Raw genomic sequence first — 14,821 nt, 5'->3', positions numbered from 1 at the left:
GCCGCCCCGGCCGCGGGCGGCCAGGGCACCCATATTTTTCGTATTCGAGAGGAAATATCATGAAGGTATTCGTCACCGGCGGGTCGGGTTACATCGGCCGCTCCCTGCTGCGCGTGCTGGCCGCACAGGGTGACTCCGTGACCGCGCTCGTGCGGTCGGAGGCGTCGGCGAAGGTGGTCGCCGAGCTCGGGGCGACCCCGCTGGTGGGCGAGCTGACCGACGCGCTGCTGCTGCGCGAGGCGGCGGCCGCGTCCGACGGCGTGGTGCACCTGGCCCTGACCGGGGACGAGCGCTCCGGAGAGGTGGACCGGATCGCGGCGAACGCGCTGCTGGAGGGCGTCGGCGGCAACCCGTACGTCCACACCGGCGGCAGCTGGGCCTACGGCGACACCGACGGCGCTGTCGCCGAGGACGCACCGTTCGCCGCGCCCATGGTCGTCGCCTGGCGCGTGCCCCTGGAGCAGCAGCTGCTGGCCACGACGGCGCAGGGCAAGCACCCGGTCATCGTGCGCCCCGGTCTCGTCTACGGGCGGTCGGGCGGCCTGCCCGGCTTCTTCCTCGGCGAGGGCCTGCAGGCCGGTGCCATCGGTTACCTGGGCGACGGCAACTCCTCCTGGTCGCTGGTGCACGTCGACGACATCGCCGAGCTCTACGCCCGCGCGCTCAAGGCGCCGGCCGGCACCCAGTACCTGGGCGTGACCGGCGTGAACGTGCGGACCCGGGACGTGGCCGAAGCCCTGAGCCACGCGGCGGGCATTTCCGGCCAGACCCGTTCGGTGTCGGTCGAGGAGCTCTCCCAGAAGCTCGGCCTCCTGGCCGACGCCCTCTTCCTGGACCAGCAGTTCGCCACCACGCGGGCCCAGGACGAGCTGGGCTGGATTCCGCAGCACCGCGACCCGCTGGACGACCTCGCCAAGGGTCTCTGATCCCTTCAGGGGAAAGGCCGCCGCTTCCCGGAAGCAGGCGGCCTTTCGTCATGCCCGGAGAACGACGCCGCCGAGGAGGCGATGAATCACCCAAAGGGGCATGAACCAACCTCCGAGCGGCCTTGTGGCCCTCCTCATGCGGCGCTCAAGGGATCTTCTAACAGGAGGGGGGCACTATGTTTGAGATCGCGAATGCGGCAACGGGGGGAATGGCGAAAAATGGCCTCGACAAATGAGAAAGACAGGACGGCCTGGGTCGGGATCGCATTCGACCCGACACCCGACTTCATCGCACGACAGTCCGACATGATCGAGACATACCGGCAGCGGCTCGTCATGGAACGCAGCCCTTTCGGTACCGATCCCGAGCACTGGTGGCACACCAGCAGGTACGCCCTGGAAGTCTTTGCGGAATGCCTGTTCTCCCTGCAGCTCGGACGGCTGCCGGCCACCGGAGGCGCCGGACTCGACCTCCGGCGGAAATACAGCACTCCACGAGAGCGCGACCAGGCCGCCCTCCACTGCATCCACGCGGCCCGCACGCTCTTCGGCGTCATCTCCGAGGTCCTGTGCGAGGTCTTCCCGGCCCCCCGGGACAGCCGGCGCCTGGCCCAGGTCCTGACCGACCTGCACACCGTCCTCCACCGGAGCCTCGAAAAGCCGGCCATAGAGCTCCTGAGCACCCTGCACAACCAGCGCGAACTGTCGCGTGAGGTCCACGACCGCATCGGCAACCACACGAGCCTCGCACTGCGCCAGCTGGAACTGCTGGAGATCATGCTGAGGCGCGGCGCCGGCGAACGGGGACTGGAGCACGAGCAGCGCATCGCGGACCTCAAGCGCACCCTCATCGAGACGATGACCAGCACCCGGGACCTCGTCGACGGTCTGCGCGACGACTCCGACGCCCCCCACGAACTGAAGTCCGCGCTGCTCGGGTACCTCGCCGCGGCGGACATCTCCCACCCGGTCGTGCACATCCACGTCGACGACGACGTGGACTGCGTGACAGCGGCCATGGGCATGGGAGACGCCCTCTTCCTCATGGTGCGCGAATGCCTGCGCAACACCCTGGCCCACGCCGACGCCTCCATGGCCACGGTCGACGTCGGCATCGAGGGACGCAACGTGGTCGCGCGGGTCCAGGACAACGGAGTCGGGTTCGAACCCCACCTGCGCAGCGGCAACGGACTGAGGTCGCTCTACGAGCGCGCGGGACTGCTGGACGGGAGCGTGAGGCTCATCAGCTCGCCCGGCAGCGGCACCCAGATCACCATCACCGTTCCGTTCATCGGAGGCAGTCATGGCGAACCCGGCGTCTGAGGCGGACCCCATCCGGATCATCGCCGTCGATGACCACTCCCTGCTGCGCAACGCCCTGTGCGAGCTGCTGGACCTCCAGGGGGACCTGCGCGTGGTCGCCCAGACCGACACGTCGGCCGCACTCGTCGAGCTGGCCGTCGAGCACCGGGCGGAGGTCGTGCTGCTGGACGTGGAAATGCCGAATCACCATGCCCCCACCGTGGTGGGAGAGCTGAGCAGGGCCCTGCCCGATCTGCAGGTCCTGATCCTCAGCATGCATGGTGATCCTCAGCTCATCCAGGAGCTGCTGCGCCAGGGCGCCAGAAGCTACCTGCACAAGAGCACGCACCACGAGACCCTGCTCGCGGCCATCCGCAACATCCGCAACGTGGATCCGCACACCATCATCGCGGTGCCGCAGCAGGGTCGTCCCAGTGCCTTCGCGCCGGCGCCCTCGGGCCTCTCGCCGAGGGAGCGCGAGGTCCTGACGCTGGTGGCGCACGCCATGAGCAACCGGCAGATCGCCAGTGAGCTCGGCGTCGCGGAGGGCACCGTCAAACGGCACCTCCGCAACATCTTCGAGAAGCTCGAAGCGGTGTCCAGGGTGGACGCGGTCAACAAGGCGATCGACGCCCAGCTGATCGTCCGCAGACCCAACCTGGGTGACGGCGGCTGATCTCAGCCGATCCCGGCCAGGCCGCGCGCGTTGCGCCGGCCGGCCCCGCGGGACACGGCGAGCGGATCCCAGTCCGCCGCCCGCGCCGGGAGCAGGGCGGGGTCGCCCAGCACCGCGCCCCCGTGGACCTCGGCGAGCAGCCGGCGCCCCGTGATCTGCCCGGCGCAGGCCATGCCGCCGACGGCGGCACCGGTGATACCGCTGCCGTACCGGGTGCTGGCGCCCACCACGTACAGCCCCTCGACGGTGGTGGCCGTGTCGGGCCGGCCGCCGACGCCGCCCCAGTGGGCCAGGCCGTACGGCGTACCCCCCGTCGCGAGCGTGTACCGCTCGTGCGAGATCGGCGTCGCCGCCTCGAGGTGCACGATGTGGTCCCGGAAGGGGCCGATCGCTTCCTCCGCGGCACTCAGCATCGCCTCGGTCAGCCGGGCCTTGCGGTCCTGGTAGGCCGCGTTCCGCCGGTACCGCTCGCCGGCCGCCGGCCCCTCGTTCACGCCCCAGAACCCGTACCCGGGCGGGCACAGCGTCATCACCTGGAAGTTGCTGTGCCCCGGCGGGCAGACGTTGCGCGCGCCCGGGTCCTTCAGCGACGCGAAGGAGAAGAAGAGGAGGGGCACCTCGTCGACGCGCTCATCGGCCAGATCCTGGTAGGCGGCCTCGATGTCGTCGTTCCGGTACCACCAGAGGTTCGCGTTCGGACGGGCGGGAAGCTCCCGGTCGAGCGCGATGTAGAGGGTGGCGAAGGGCAGTGCCATCTCCGCCTCCCGGGTCTTGGCCACCAGCCGGCGGCCGAAGTGCTCCTCGCCCACGAGGTCCAGCACGGTCCGGCGGTAGTCCGCGTTCGACACCACGAGGGGGGCCCTGAGCACCTCGCCGTCCGTCATCTCCACCCCGGCGGCCCTGCCGTCCTCGACGAGGATGCGACGGACCCGGCTCCGGGTGCGGAGCTCGCCGCCGTGCGCCTCCAGCGCCTCGACCAGCGAGGCCGGCAGCACCTGGCCACCGCCCTCCGGGTAGTAGGCGCCCCGGAGGTAGTGGTCGGTGACGGCCGCGTGCATGGACACGACGGCCTGCCGCGCGCCCATCCCGTAGTTGGGCGACTGGGCGGCCAGGACCGTCCGGGCCCGCGGGGACAGACCGCAGTGGTCGAACAGCTCGGAGACCGTACGGCGTCCCCAGCGGGCGGTCACCGGCGTGCGGGCCATCAGGTCGGCCACGGACAGGTCACCGTCCGACAGCATCAGCGAACGGGTCTCGTCCGCGATGGCGGCGCACACGTCGGTGAACAGCAGGATGCCCTCGGCATCCTCCGGAAGCGCCTCCGAGAGCCGCTTCGCATACCTGTCCCAGCCCGTCGGGACGTCCACGGTGAGGTCCGGCAGCGCGATCCGGTCGAAGCCGTCCTGATCCATCTCCCGGAAGGTGACCCGCCCGCCCAGACCGAGGCCGGAGAAGATCGCGGGCAGCACCCCGTCCGGACCGCAGTCGCCGAGATAGTGGACGCCCACGTCGAACTCGTAGGCCCGGCGGCGGCGGAAGACATGGCTGTTGCCACCGGCCACGTCATGCTGTTCCAGCACGAGCACCCGCCGGCCGTCGGCCGCGAGGTACGCCGCGCACACCAGACCGCCGATGCCACTGCCGACGACAATGGCGTCCCACTCATCCCGATTCACGGGTCACCGCTCCCTTCTCGCGCTGTGCACTCAGGCCCGGCTGCGCACGATCAGCGCACCGGCGTTCCCGTCATGGCCGACCGAGGTGACCAGGCCGATACGGGGGCGCCCGGCCGGCTCGTTCTGCCAGTGGGCGAGGAGGCCCGCGAGCTGCATGGCGCCGCTGGCGCTGTACGTCTCGCCCAGTACCTCGCCGACGCGCACCTGCTCCGGCAGGTGCCCGAGCGCGAGACGGACCGCGCGCTCCTCCAGCCGCTCCAGCCCCACGTGGTGGGTGGCGCCCAGGGACACGACGTCCACGTCCTCGGCCCGGACCCCACTGCGGTCCAGCACCCGGGTGATGGCCGCGGCCAGCCCGTTCGTCAGCCCGCGGTGGCCCTCCTGGCGCTGGTTGACGCCGGTCCAGCTGTTGTACCCGACCTCACAGGCCAGGAGCTCCGCGAGGGCGGACTCCTGCTCCTCGGCGGTCGGATCGGACGTGACGACGAAGATGGCGGAGCCCTCGCCGACCGGCGCCTGCTCGTTCAGCGTCCCGGCGTGGTGCCACGCCCACGCCGTCGGAGCGCTGAGCTCCTCGGAACCGCCCACCAGGAGCCGGTCCGCGTGCCCGACCGACATGGCCATCCGGGCGTGGCGGAAGGCGTAGAGACTGGCGCTGCGCCCGCCGGCGACCGTGGCGTTCAGGCCCTTGAACCCGTGCCGGATGGCCATCTGCCCGGCGCTGACGTTCATCACGCTGTTGGAGAACTTGCCGGGGTTGATGAGCTGCGGCTTGTCCAGCGTGAGCGTGTCGTACAGCAGGTCGGTGTACCCGGCGATGCTGCCGGTGTTGGTGGCCAGCACCACACCGGTCCGGGCCGGCTCCTCGCCGGCCCCGTCCGGGCCGGCCGATTCCAGCGCCTGCTTGCAGGCGACCAGGCTCAGGCCGGTGAGGCGGTCCAGGTACTTGATGCCCTTGCGCCCCAGGTGGTCGGCGAGCTTGAAGTCGGGAACCGGCCGGACCGGACGCGGGGGGTACTCCCCGGCGTCGGGTCCGGCGCTGCCGCCCGCCACGGCCTCCCCGTTCAGCAGGGCGGCCAGGGGGGCCAGGCCGTAGCCCGCGCTGGAGACCACCCCGGCGCTGACTACGGTCAACGGCCGCACGGGCGCCGCTGTGGTCACGAGTACCTCCCGAGAATGGTGATGACGTTGTTGCCGCCGAAGGCGAAACCGTGGTTCTGGACGATCTCCACATGGGCGTCGCGTCCCCGGCCCGGAACGACGTCCACGCCGGGACCCAGTTCCGGATCGATCTCCACCAGGTTCGCGGTGGGCGGCAGGAAGCCCTGCTCGAGTGCCTTGCAGGAGGCGATCGCACCGAAGCCGCTGGCCGCGCCCATGGTGTGGCCGAGCATGGACTTGATCGAGCTGATGGGCGGCAGCCGGTCACCGAAGACCTGGCGGACCGCGTTCACCTCGGTGGAGTCGTTGGTGGGCGTACCCGTGCCGTGCGCGCAGATGTAGTCGATCTGCTCCGGGGTGACCCCGGCGTTGCGGTGGGCGGCCCGGATGCACGCGGCGATGCTCGTGGCGTCCGGGTGCACCATGTGCTCGGCGTCGCAGTTCGCGGCGTAGCCGAGCACCTCCGCGTAGATGCGGGCACCGCGGGCCAGCGCGTGCTCGAGCGGTTCGAGCAGCAGCGCCGCTCCGCCCTCGCCGGTGACGATGCCGGCGCGGTTGGCGTCGAACGGCTGGGGCAGGTCCTTCGCCATGGCGCCCAGGGCGTAGAAACCGGAGTGGGTCAGCCGGTTCACCACGTCCGCGCCGCCGGCGAGCATGAAGTCGGCCTCGCCGCTGCGCACCATGTCGAAGGCGTAGCCGAGCGCGTAGTTGCTGGCCGAGCAGGCGGTCGGGATGGTCTGGGCGTCGCCGGACAGTCCGAGTTCGGCGTTCACCGCGTTGGCGATCTGGCTGGCCGGCATCTGCCCGACCAGTCGGGGCTCCAGGCCCTTGAGGCCCTGGGTGAGCCACTGGCCGCCCAGGCTCTGGCCCACCGCGGACTCGCCGCTGGTGGTGCCCATGATCGAGCCGGACCGGCTCGCGGAGAGCAGCTCGGGCTCGAGGCCGGAGTCCTCCACGGCCAGGCGGGCGGCCGCGGCCGCCAGGAGCCCGCTGCGCCCCCACCTGTCGGGGTCGAGGTTGCGCAGGATCTCGGCCGGCTCGAAGTCGTTGACCTCGGCGGCCTTTCGGCTGGGGAACGGGCTGGCGTCGAAGCTGCGGATCGGCTCGATGCCGACCCGGCCCGCCCGGACGGCACCGGCGAAGACTTCCGCACCGATACCGACCGGGCTGACCGCTCCGAGTCCCGTGATGACGACTCGTCGCAAGGGCGTGTCAGGCATCAGTTGCCCGCGCATCCTTCGACCGCCACCAGGAGGGCGCGCAGGGTCTCCAGGGACTCCAGCTCCTCCTTCGGGATGACGTAGCCGAGTTCCTTCTCGATGCGGGAGACGACCGTGATGAGGGTGAGGGAGTCGCTCTCGTAGTCGTCGATGAAGTGGCCGTCGTAGGTCAGCTCACCGTCCTCCAGCTCCAGCTCCTCGTTGACGATCTCGCGGACCTGGGCCTCGAGGTCAGTTCTCAGCTCGACAGTCTGTGCGCTCATGACGTTTCCTCTTCCTGGATGGGGTGTGGCTGGAGGGGGTGTGACGGGAGGGGCCGGGTCAGGCGGCCGGGGTCGGCGGCTGGAGGGTGATGGCACCCATCTGCGCCAGCATCAGCAGGTCCTGGCGGTAGCCCCAGTGCTCGACGACCAGACCGTTCTCGATCCGGTAGATGTGGGTCTGCTCGACGTCCACGTCGCGCTGGGTGGCCTCGAAGCCGAGGAAGTTGCCGACGTGCTTGCCGGTGAAGCGCAGCCGCAGGATGGCGCGGTCACCCTCGGAGAAGCTGTCCAGGTGCTCCCACGTGGCGCCGGCGAAGGCGCTGTGGACCCAGCGGGCGGTGCCGAGGTAGCCGAGCGGGCCGCCCGGGGTGCCGGGAGGGGCCTCGTGGTCGACGAACTCGGCGCCGATGTACTTGTGGGCGGCCTCCTCGTTGAGGTCGTTGAAGACCTTGCCCATCTCCATGGCGAGTTCGAGTGCTTCGTTGCTCATCGCATTGCTCCTGTTGGTATGTGTGGACGGATCGGAAGACGGATCCGAGGGGTGGATCCGGGGTGGGTCAGTGGGTCAGTGGGTACGGGGGCCGGCTCAGTGGCCGGCGCCCAGGCCGCCGGTGACCGGGATGACGCCCGCGGTCACGTACGAGGCGTCGTCGCCGGCGAGGAAGCGCACGGCGGCGGCGACCTCCTGGGCGGTCCCGGGGCGGGCCAGGGCGGTCCTGGCCAGGGCCTGCTCCCGGCGGACGTCGGTGATGTCCTGGACCATGTCGGTCTCGATCAGGCCGGGGGACACCACGTTGACCGTGATGTTGCGCCGGCCCACCTCGATGGCGAGCGACCGGGCGAAGCCGATCAGCGCCGCCTTGGACGAGGCGTAGTTGGTCTGGCCGGGGGCACCGGCCATGCCGCTCATCGACGACATGTAGATCAGCCGGCCCCAGCGGGCCTTGATCATCGCCGGGATGACCTCCCGGGTGACGGTGACGGCGGCCTGGAAGTTGGTCTCCATCACCGCCCGGAAGTCCTCGTCCGGCATGCCGATCAGCAGCTGGTCGCGGGTGATGCCGGCGTTGGAGACCAGGACCTCGACGGGACCCTGCTGGATGGCCACGTCCTCGACCGCGGCCCTGACGTCGTCGGGGTTGGTCACATCGCACCGCACGGCGAAGAATCCGGGCGGCGGTTCCCCGTTGCGGTAGGTGATCGCGACCTTGTTCCCCTCGGCGGCCAAGGCCTCGGCGGTGGCCAGTCCGATGCCCCGGTTTCCGCCGGTGACGAGTACGGAGCGACTCATGTGCACCTCCTCTTGTCGTGTGGCCACGGGCCTTGTGGTGGTGGCGGTGTCTGGGACGGGCGTCTCATGCGACGTCGTCCCACAGGGATTCGAGCTGGGCGCCGGCGCTCTCGGCGTCGGTGAAGAGCACCGCCCGCCATCCGGCCGCCTCGGCGCCGGCGCAGTTGTGCGGCAGGTCGTCCACGAGCACGCAGTGCTCCGGGGCCACTCCCGCCCGCCGCGCGGCGAGTTCGAACATGCCGGGCGAGGGCTTGCGGTGACCCGTCTCGAAGGAGAGCAGGACGTCGTCGAAGAGCTGGGAGGGCTCGATCATGCGCCGCCAGTGCTGGTCCCAGGCGGGCACCATGTTCGAGAGCATCCCGACGAACGCTCCCCGGTCCCGCGCCTTGCGCAGCTGGGACACCCAGTCGTGGTTGGTCTCCCGCCCGTCGAACCAGGCGTCCGCCATCGTGGTGAGGCGGAGGGTGACGCCGTGCTCGGACTCCAGCACGTCACCGATCTCGCGGAGCCATTCCTCCTCGGTCACGATCGGCGTGTCGATCGGCTCCATGATGTCGCTGGTGCCGTACCGGGCGGTGACGGTGGCCAGAGCGCGTCCGAGGACCGTCTGGTCGACGCCCATGGAGGCGCAGAACTTCTCCATGGTGTGGCTGAGCGGAGGGGTGAGGACGCCTCCGAAGTCCGACCAGATCGCCAGTCGGGGCGCGGTGCTGTCAGGCATGGTGGTTCCTCGGCTGGAGTTGCGGGATGCGGGATGCGTCGTCGACGGTGACGGTGAGCGCCGCGATCTCCTCCGAGTCCTGGAGGAACCGCACGCGGATCACGTGGCGCTCGGGACCGGCCGGCGCCCGGTCCGCCACCACCGTCAGGGGTACGTCCAGCTCCGCGAAGCGGTAGAACTCCGCGTCGAAGCCGGAGGCGTACACCGGCAGGGGAGCCTCCCCCGGAGCCCGGCCGGCGGCGCCGGCCGAGTAGACCGCCACCTGGCGGGCCGCCTCGACCAGGGTCATCGCCGGCAGGTGGTCGTAGGCGTGGTCGAACAGCGCGGGGTTGTCGAAGCGCGGTACGACCTGGGCCACGACCGAATCGCCGGTGACCTCCGGTTCGGTGAGGACGACGTTCAGCGGGTTGTCGCGGCCCACCAGCTCCGGGGCGACGCGCTTGGCGGTGCGGGCCACGATGTCCTCGGTGAACTCCGAGCTCATCGGTGCCGGTGTGCCGCGCTGCGCCTGGCGGAGGATCTCGTTCTCGTGCTTCTTCAGGAAGAGCACGTCCATGGAGTGGTCGCCGACGTGCACGTCACCCATGAAGATCCGCTGGACGAGCCGGCCCTTGCGGAACCGGCCGTTGCGGGCCGGGGTACCGAAGAAGTCGGTGTCGATCCGCGGTGTTCCGGGTTCCCGGCCTACTTCCAGAGCATACAGATTCTTCATCGAGAACTGGAAGGTATTCACGATGGCGATGGTGTCGATCGGAATTCCCACGTGAACGTGGGAACCCGCGATCGAAACCTGCCGCCCGGCCTCCAGGAAAATCAGGGAATCGTGCAGCTTGGGCCGCGACCGGTGGTCACTGTAATAGAGATGGGTCAGCGGAAGGTGAATTCCAGCCGTCACCGCCATGGGCCGCAGCGTTTGAACATCCGTGACGAAGACTTCGGTAATCGCGGAACGGTGCACGAGTGCCCGTTCGATGGTGCGGCCGTAGTCGATGTCCTGGATCACAGAAGAGGTGGCGTCCTCAATCACCTGCGTGGTCATACGTCTTCCCTCCAGACCACTTCTCCGAAGTGAACGGTTGGCTTGCGGGCGGGAGTGGTCGCGGTCAGCCGACCGCGACCGACGCCCGCTCCTGCTCGACGGCCCCGGGGCTGTCCTGCGTCGCACGGCGCCTGATGAACAGGGCGCTCACCGCACCGAGCAGGACCACCGCCGTGCCGATCCACAGCGCCGACTGGAGGCTGTCCGTGAAGGCCGCCTGCGCGTCGCCGCCGCCGGCACCGGCGAACTGCCGGCTGAAGACCGCCGTCAGGGCGGCGACACCCAGCGCACCACCGAACTCGCGGCTGGTGTTGTTCGCGCCGGAGGCCTTGTTGTGCTCGCTCTCCCGCACCGCGGAGATGACCGTGGCGGGGTTGCCCGCGAAGACGAGTCCCATGCCGATACCGGCCAGGGCGAGGGCGGGCACCATGGAGCCGTAGCCGACGTCGGGGGTGACGATCAGGGCGATCCAGCCCAGGCCGAGGGCCTGGAGGGCACAGCCCACCGCTTGCAGGACGCCGCCGCCGATGCGGTCCACGAAGCCCATCGCGGCGGGCACCACGATCATCGGCGCCACGGTCCACGGGAGGGTGCGCAGTCCCGCCTCGAAGGGCGAGTAGCCCATCGGGCCCTGCAGGAACTGGCTCAGGAAGAAGATCGACCCGAAGACACCGAAGTACATCGTGATCGACACCACGTTGCTGAGCACGAAGGCCGGGACCCGGTACATGTGCAGCGGGATGAGCGGGCTCGCGCTCCTGCGCTCGTTGAGGATGAACGCGACCGCCAGCACCACCGCGACGCCGAGACCGATCAGAGTGGTGCCCTGGGTCCAGCCGTGGTCCGCGGCGTGGACGATGCCCCAGACCGCGGCCACGACCGAGCCGGTGACCAGCACCATGCTGGGGACGTTCAGGTTCCGCTCGGCACCCTTGCTCTCCTTGACCGCCCAGAAGGCGAGGGGCAGGGCGATGATGCCGACCGGCACGTTGATCCAGAAGATCCAGCTCCAGTCGATCTGCTCGGTCACCAGGCCGCCGGCGAGCGGACCGACCGCGATGCCGAGGCCGTTGACGCCGCCCCACACACCGACGGCTGCGTTCCGCTTCTCCCGGGAGACGGCGGCGACGGCCAGGGTGAGCGAGACCGGCAGGATGGCCGCCGCACCGGCGCCCTGGAGCACGCGGGCGATCACCAGCGTGGCGACCGAGTTGGCCACCGCACAGCCGATGGAGGAGGCCGTGAAGAGCCCGACGCCCCACAGGAACACCCGGCGGCGGCCGAAGCGGTCACCCAGTGCCGCACCCGCCAGCAGCAGCCCGGCGAAGGCCAGCACGTAGCCGTTCATCACCCACTGCAGCTCGGACTGCTTGACACTGAACTGCTCGGCGATCTTGGGCAGGGCGTTGGTGACGACCAGGTTGTCCAGCGACACCATGAACATCGGCAGGGAAGTCGCTATCAGCGCCCATACGGGAGCCGGTCCCTTGTTCGCCATCATCGGCCGTACCCCCCGAACTCCGAGCCCGGAATGCGGCGCAGGGTGACCAGGTCCGAGGTCCGGCCGGCCATGAGCTCACCGACGTCCCCGCTGAGGACGTAGTCGCCGTGCGGGGTCACGGCCACGGTCGTGGGGCCCTGGGTGGGCCACGGGTCCACCCGCTGGCTGAAGCCGGCGGTGCGCCAGCCGTCCTCGGACTCCAGGACGGTCACGGCGTCCACCCCGCCGGGCACGCCCACGGCGGCGCCGATGGAGTTGGTGACGACGACCAGGGAGCCGTCGGGACGCAGCCCGAGACCGTCCGTGCCGACCAGCGGCCGGGGGAGCTTGACCTCGGTCACCCGGCGGTGCGCCGGCGCGTTCGGGTTGATCCGGAACATGACGCCGGTGTCGTAGCGCACGGCGAGCAGGTAGCCGTCCGGGTGCCAGACGATCCCGTTCAGACCGACGATGTCGGCGGCGAAGCGGGGGTCGGTGACCACCGGGGTGACCTTGCCGTCGAGGCCGATCCGCTGGATCGTGTCCGACACGGAGTCCGTGACGTAGATGTTCCCGCGGCGGTCGAAGGTGAGGTCGTTGGCGAAGGTGCGTCCGCGTCCGCCCGCCACGTCCACCTTGCGCTGCAGCTTGCCGGTGTCCAGGGCGAAGATGGCCACGCCCGAGGTCGGCGGCTGATCGCCGACGTCCAGGCGCTGACGGACCCAGAAGTCGCTGTAGGCGACCAGGATGCGGTTGCGGGCGGTGTCCACGCGGATGCCGAGGGTCGACACCTTGCCGATGCTCGGCGCCAGCTCCTTGATGCCGCCGTCCTGGCCGATCACGGAGAGGTTGCCCTGGGAGGCGGAGCCGACCAGGAACGCGCGCCGGGTCGGGTCCCAGGCGATGCCCTCCGGGTAGAGCTCGGTGGCCCGGCCGGTGATGACGTCGGCGCCCTGGTGGAGGCTCACGGAACCGGCGGCCGCGGGGACCGGGTCCGCCACGGCGACGGCCGGTAGCGCGAGCGGCGCGATGGACGCGAGCACGGCCACGCCGGCCGCAGCGGCCGCTAAGGGCAGTGAACGAAACACTGTTTTTCCTTCTGTCGTACGTACTGGGCAAGGACAAGGGGAGTGGGGGAGGGGGCGGGCCGGCGGCCGGTCAGGAAGCCCGGCTGCCGACCAGTACGCACCGCTGCACCCGCCTCAGGTCCTCCGAGGGCTCCAGACCGAGTTCGTGGGCCAGGACGGTGCGTACGTCCTGGAACGCGCGCAGGGCATCGCCCCGCCGGCCCGATTGGTGCAGTGCGTCGATCAACCGCGCGTGCAGCCATTCGTTGTAGGGGTGGCTGGCCACCAGATTCCGCAACTGGGGCAGGACTTCGCGGTAATAGCCCAGCCGCATGGCCACTTCGATCCATTTCTCCTGGGCGTGGAGCTGGAGCTCCTCGATCTCCCGGGCGTGTGCCGCGAGAACGTGTCCCTGGCGTACGTCGGCCAGGGCGGGCCCGCGCCACATGCCGAGCGCGGCGCCGAAGCTCTCGTATGCCGCCTCCAGGTGCCCGGACCGCACCTCCTGACGTCCCTGGGCGCAGGTCTTGCGGAAGACGGCCAGGTCGGTCTGCCGTTCGTCCGTGTTGAGCGAGTACCCGGTCGCCTCCGTGGTCAGCAGGTCCTGCACCGCGTCGTGCCCGAGCCACTGAACGAGCTCCTGGCGCAGGTGGTAGACGTGCGTGCGGACCGTGTTGACCGCCGTGGCCGGCGGGTCGCCTTCCCACAGCTCGTCGATCAGGTGGTCCACCGGCACGGTTTCGTTGGCCCGCACGATGAGGAGAGCCAGCAGCTTGCGCACCTTGGGACCGCGGGGGCGGTACACGGCGGCGCCGTGGCGCATTTCGAGCGGACCGAGAATGCGGAATTCAGGATTTCGGTCGGGACGGGTGGAGTGGGCGGCGAGCCAATCGTCGAGGAGATCGGGACTGGACCCATTGGCGGAGGTGATCGGTTGCGGCATCAACAGCGGCATGGCAACGAATCTAGGAGAACCGCAGGGATCTAGACAGACGTCCTATGGTGCACCCCTCATGCCTCCTTGGAGGCAATCCGATCGCACGGAACACGCCGACGTTGGCCGGAAGAAGACCAAAGCTATGCTGCCGAGAACCAATTGCCGCTTCTGACGGTCCTCGATGATGCGGGCGTCCGGGCCCCTGGAAAGGAGAGTGCACGATGCGTCTGAGACTCCTCGGACCCTTCCTCATCGTCACGGCCGACGGCACGTCCCACACCCCGGGACCGCCCAAGGTCGCCCAGGCCCTGGCCCTGCTCGCCACCCAGCCGGGCGAAGTCGTCGGCTCGGACACCCTGGTCCGCGAGCTCTGGCGGGAACGCCCCCCGCGCACCGCCCTCGCCACGGCCCAGACCCACATCCACCACGCCCGCAGGCGGCTCGACGAGCTGTCGGCCGGAGAGACCTCCCGGCCCGTCCTGATCACGTGCCCCTCCGGCTACATGCTGCACCTCGAAGACCAGGCCACCGACGTATGGGAACTCGAAGACCTCGTCCTGCGCGCGGACACCGAACTGAACCGGGGCGACGCGGAAACCGCCGCCGCCCACATGAAGCGGGCCCTCGCCATCAGGCGCGGCCCGCTGGTCTCCAACATCCCGGTCGGACACGTACTGGCCGGCCGCCGGGCACGCCTGGAGGAGCTGTACGTCCAGGCACTGGAACTGCACATCGAGATCACCGTCCGGCTCGGCCGCTACCGCGAGGTGATCCCGGAACTGCGCCTCCTCGTCCACGACCACCCGCTCCACGAGTGGTTCCACGGCCACCTCATCGCCGCGCTCCACCGGTGCGGACGCCGGACCGAGGCGCTCCAGGCCTACCGGGCACTGGAGCGGATCCTGCGCGAAGAGCTCGGCCTGAGCCCGCTGCCCGGCACCCGGCGGCTCATGGACCTGATCCTCGACCCGGACCCCGACGCCTCCACTGCGGAGCCGCCGTGGTCCGTCCTCCCGCGCGCGGGCAGGGCGGCGGCCACGCCTTAGGACTTCCTCGGCACTC

The 14,821-nt window shown here is 70.2% G+C and carries 15 protein-coding genes; 4 read left to right on the top strand and 11 right to left on the bottom strand.

Going from position 1 to position 14,821, the window contains the following annotated elements:
* Nucleotides 1-59: 59 nt before the first annotated feature.
* The 3 genes from ACZ518_RS03830 (at nt 60) to ACZ518_RS03820 (ending at nt 2,904) form a co-directional block, all read left to right on the top strand.
* On the top strand, nt 60-926 hold the full coding sequence (locus tag ACZ518_RS03830) for an NAD-dependent epimerase/dehydratase family protein (RefSeq protein ID WP_469111407.1): 867 nt from the start codon (nt 60-62) through the stop codon (nt 924-926).
* Nucleotides 927-1,232: 306 nt separating this feature from the next.
* Complete coding sequence (locus tag ACZ518_RS03825) at nt 1,233-2,249, top strand: sensor histidine kinase (RefSeq protein ID WP_469111406.1); 1,017 nt, start codon at nt 1,233-1,235, stop codon at nt 2,247-2,249.
* Complete coding sequence (locus ACZ518_RS03820) at nt 2,230-2,904, top strand: response regulator (RefSeq protein WP_469111405.1); 675 nt, start codon at nt 2,230-2,232, stop codon at nt 2,902-2,904. Before ACZ518_RS03825 ends, ACZ518_RS03820 begins: the two co-directional genes overlap by 20 nt.
* Nucleotides 2,905-2,906: 2 nt before the next feature.
* On the opposite strand, the gene ACZ518_RS03815 is transcribed toward ACZ518_RS03820, so the two are convergent.
* The 11 genes from ACZ518_RS03815 to ACZ518_RS03765 all read right to left on the bottom strand — a co-directional run bounded on the left by ACZ518_RS03815 (nt 2,907) and on the right by ACZ518_RS03765 (nt 13,645).
* Entirely contained in the window at nt 2,907-4,580 is a 1,674-nt protein-coding gene (locus ACZ518_RS03815; RefSeq protein ID WP_469111404.1) for a phytoene desaturase family protein, read from the bottom strand.
* A 30-nt stretch (nt 4,581-4,610) separates the two neighbouring features.
* Nucleotides 4,611-5,741, bottom strand: a complete 1,131-nt coding sequence (locus ACZ518_RS03810; protein ID WP_469111403.1) for a beta-ketoacyl synthase N-terminal-like domain-containing protein — start codon at nt 5,739-5,741, stop codon at nt 4,611-4,613.
* Nucleotides 5,738-6,961 carry a beta-ketoacyl-[acyl-carrier-protein] synthase family protein gene (locus ACZ518_RS03805; RefSeq protein WP_469111402.1) on the bottom strand — a complete coding sequence of 408 codons (1,224 nt, stop codon included), beginning with the start codon at nt 6,959-6,961 and terminating at the stop codon, nt 5,738-5,740. The genes ACZ518_RS03810 and ACZ518_RS03805 overlap by 4 nt, the downstream gene beginning before the upstream one ends.
* A complete protein-coding gene (locus tag ACZ518_RS03800) occupies nt 6,961-7,224 on the bottom strand; it encodes an acyl carrier protein (protein ID WP_469111401.1) in 264 nt (87 codons plus the stop codon). Before ACZ518_RS03800 ends, ACZ518_RS03805 begins: the two co-directional genes overlap by 1 nt.
* Nucleotides 7,225-7,282: 58 nt before the next feature.
* The gene (locus ACZ518_RS03795; RefSeq protein ID WP_469111400.1) at nt 7,283-7,714 is read right to left on the bottom strand and encodes an ester cyclase; all 432 of its coding nucleotides are present in this window, start codon (nt 7,712-7,714) and stop codon (nt 7,283-7,285) included.
* 96 nt (nt 7,715-7,810) lie between these two features.
* On the bottom strand, nt 7,811-8,515 hold the full coding sequence (locus ACZ518_RS03790) for an SDR family oxidoreductase (protein ID WP_469111399.1): 705 nt from the start codon (nt 8,513-8,515) through the stop codon (nt 7,811-7,813).
* Between the two features lie 64 nt (nt 8,516-8,579).
* Nucleotides 8,580-9,236, bottom strand: a complete 657-nt coding sequence (locus ACZ518_RS03785; protein WP_469111398.1) for an HAD family hydrolase — start codon at nt 9,234-9,236, stop codon at nt 8,580-8,582.
* Nucleotides 9,229-10,275, bottom strand: coding sequence for an AfsA-related hotdog domain-containing protein (locus tag ACZ518_RS03780; protein WP_469111397.1), 1,047 nt, complete (start codon nt 10,273-10,275; stop codon nt 9,229-9,231). Before ACZ518_RS03780 ends, ACZ518_RS03785 begins: the two co-directional genes overlap by 8 nt.
* A 64-nt stretch (nt 10,276-10,339) precedes the next feature.
* Nucleotides 10,340-11,776 (bottom strand): MFS transporter, encoded by a 1,437-nt coding sequence (locus ACZ518_RS03775; protein ID WP_469111396.1) that lies wholly within the window; start codon nt 11,774-11,776, stop codon nt 10,340-10,342.
* On the bottom strand, nt 11,773-12,843 hold the full coding sequence (locus tag ACZ518_RS03770) for an SMP-30/gluconolactonase/LRE family protein (protein ID WP_469111395.1): 1,071 nt from the start codon (nt 12,841-12,843) through the stop codon (nt 11,773-11,775). The genes ACZ518_RS03775 and ACZ518_RS03770 overlap by 4 nt, the downstream gene beginning before the upstream one ends.
* Before the next feature lie 70 nt (nt 12,844-12,913).
* Nucleotides 12,914-13,645 (bottom strand): AfsR/SARP family transcriptional regulator, encoded by a 732-nt coding sequence (locus ACZ518_RS03765; protein ID WP_469111394.1) that lies wholly within the window; start codon nt 13,643-13,645, stop codon nt 12,914-12,916.
* Nucleotides 13,646-13,980: 335 nt separating this feature from the next.
* Between ACZ518_RS03765 and ACZ518_RS03760 the strand changes: the two genes are divergently transcribed.
* Nucleotides 13,981-14,805: an AfsR/SARP family transcriptional regulator gene (locus ACZ518_RS03760; protein ID WP_469111393.1), complete on the top strand. Its 825-nt coding sequence runs from the start codon at nt 13,981-13,983 to the stop codon at nt 14,803-14,805.
* Nucleotides 14,806-14,821: the final 16 nt, after the last annotated feature.

It is taken from the genome of Streptomyces sp. NPDC033966 (assembly GCF_055575955.1).
The sequence above is the reverse complement of the archived record's forward strand: the minus strand, read 5'-3'. Positions and strand labels throughout refer to the sequence as shown.

Excerpts from the sequence above, each read along its gene's own strand:
- ACZ518_RS03830 (WP_469111407.1), top strand. The coding sequence starts at position 60 with ATGAAGGTATTCGTCACCGGCGGGTCGGGTTACATCGGCCGCTCCCTG.
- ACZ518_RS03825 (WP_469111406.1), top strand. The coding sequence starts at position 1,233 with ATGATCGAGACATACCGGCAGCGGCTCGTCATGGAACGCAGCCCTTTC.
- ACZ518_RS03820 (WP_469111405.1), top strand. The coding sequence starts at position 2,230 with ATGGCGAACCCGGCGTCTGAGGCGGACCCCATCCGGATCATCGCCGTC.
- ACZ518_RS03805 (WP_469111402.1), bottom strand. The coding sequence starts at position 6,961 with ATGCCTGACACGCCCTTGCGACGAGTCGTCATCACGGGACTCGGAGCG.
- ACZ518_RS03800 (WP_469111401.1), bottom strand. The coding sequence starts at position 7,224 with ATGAGCGCACAGACTGTCGAGCTGAGAACTGACCTCGAGGCCCAGGTC.
- ACZ518_RS03795 (WP_469111400.1), bottom strand. The coding sequence starts at position 7,714 with ATGAGCAACGAAGCACTCGAACTCGCCATGGAGATGGGCAAGGTCTTC.
- ACZ518_RS03790 (WP_469111399.1), bottom strand. The coding sequence starts at position 8,515 with ATGAGTCGCTCCGTACTCGTCACCGGCGGAAACCGGGGCATCGGACTG.
- ACZ518_RS03785 (WP_469111398.1), bottom strand. The coding sequence starts at position 9,236 with ATGCCTGACAGCACCGCGCCCCGACTGGCGATCTGGTCGGACTTCGGA.
- ACZ518_RS03780 (WP_469111397.1), bottom strand. The coding sequence starts at position 10,275 with ATGACCACGCAGGTGATTGAGGACGCCACCTCTTCTGTGATCCAGGAC.
- ACZ518_RS03775 (WP_469111396.1), bottom strand. The coding sequence starts at position 11,776 with ATGATGGCGAACAAGGGACCGGCTCCCGTATGGGCGCTGATAGCGACT.
- ACZ518_RS03765 (WP_469111394.1), bottom strand. The coding sequence starts at position 13,645 with ATGCGCCACGGCGCCGCCGTGTACCGCCCCCGCGGTCCCAAGGTGCGC.
- ACZ518_RS03760 (WP_469111393.1), top strand. The coding sequence starts at position 13,981 with ATGCGTCTGAGACTCCTCGGACCCTTCCTCATCGTCACGGCCGACGGC.